The following is a 1,294-nucleotide window of genomic DNA, read 5'->3' as shown; positions in this document are numbered from 1 at the left end:
GCGCAAGTTGTCGAGCGGCTGGGGCTCAAAAGCACCGCAGTGCACCTCGATATTACCAGCTTCCACGTCGATGGCGCCTATGACTGTGCCGATGGGGATCTGGTCGGTAAGCTGCAACTGGTGCGTGGTTATAGTCGTGATCACCGGCCAGAGCTGAATCAAGTGATCCTTGAGCTCATCTGTGAAAATCAGGCCGGCCTACCTGTCTATATGCAGGCCCTGAGCGGCAATAGTAATGACACCAAAGCCTTTGCCCAGACCGTTCGTCGCCATTTGAGCAGTCTCAAGGCCGCGCAGGAGTGCCGTTATCTGGTCGGCGATGCCGCACTGTACTGCGCCGATACCTTGCAATTACTGGCGCAACAGCAGCAACTATTTGTGACCCGGGTGCCCGTCACTCTCAATGAGGCAAAGCAGGCCGTGGCAACCATAGGTGCACAACCGCTGACCGCTCTGGGCAATGGCTATCATGGCCGTTGGCAACACGCGAATTATGCCGGGGTCGCGCAACGTTGGTTGCTGGTGCGCAGCGAACAAGCCAGCCACCGCGAGCAGCAGACATTGGCCAAAAACCTGCTCAAAGACAGTACCCGCGAGCTCAAAGCCTTCGCCAAATTGTGTGCCCGACGCTTTGCTTGTGAGGCGGATGCCCAAGCTGAGTTGAGCTGTTTTACCGCCAGCTTGATGCTGCTGCAACTGGATGCCGAAGTGGTAGGTGAACCCGTTTATACAGGACGTGGCAGACCCAAGCGTGGCGAAGAGCCAATTGGCCATCAGTTTCAAATCACTGGGTTGGCGGCAACTAGCCTGGCTTGCGTTGAAGAGGCCCGCAACCAGACCGGGGTGTTCATCCTGGCGACCAATGACCACAGCGATACGCTGACCATGGCCGAACTTTTGGCCACCTATAAAGCGCAGCAGAATGTCGAACGGGGCTTTCGTTTTCTCAAGAGCCCGGAGTTTTTAACCTCCTCACTGTACCTGAAAAAGCCGGAGCGGATTGAAGCGTTGCTCATGGTGATGACCTGTAGCCTGATGATTTACGCAGCGTTGGAGCACCGGATCCGGCAGGGATTAGTGGAGCAGAATCGCAGTGTGGCGGATATGAAAAAGAAACCGACCCAGCAGCCGACGGCCCGTTGGATCTTTTTGCGCTTTGGTGGCATCCATGAATATCGACTGGGAGAAGCTCCGCCACAAGTAACGGAGCTAACAGGAGACCAGCAGATCATTTTGGAGGTATTGGGTGAGCGCTATCGGCAAATTTATTCCTAAATCAGGTGCGGAATGTCGG

Annotated in this window: 1 protein-coding gene; it reads left to right on the top strand. The window is 55.6% G+C overall.

Annotation, left to right across the window (positions count from 1 at the left end; all coding sequences use genetic code 11):
* The coding region (locus tag PG892_RS22295) for an IS1634-like element ISAs25 family transposase (RefSeq protein WP_270825911.1) at positions 1-1,275 on the top strand (1,275 nt) is incomplete at its 5' end.
* Between the last annotated feature and the right edge of the window lie 19 nt (positions 1,276-1,294).

The organism is Aeromonas sp. QDB68, from assembly GCF_027707405.1.
Taxonomy (GTDB): domain Bacteria; phylum Pseudomonadota; class Gammaproteobacteria; order Enterobacterales; family Aeromonadaceae; genus Aeromonas; species Aeromonas caviae.
The sequence above is the reverse complement of the archived record's forward strand: the minus strand, read 5'-3'. Positions and strand labels throughout refer to the sequence as shown.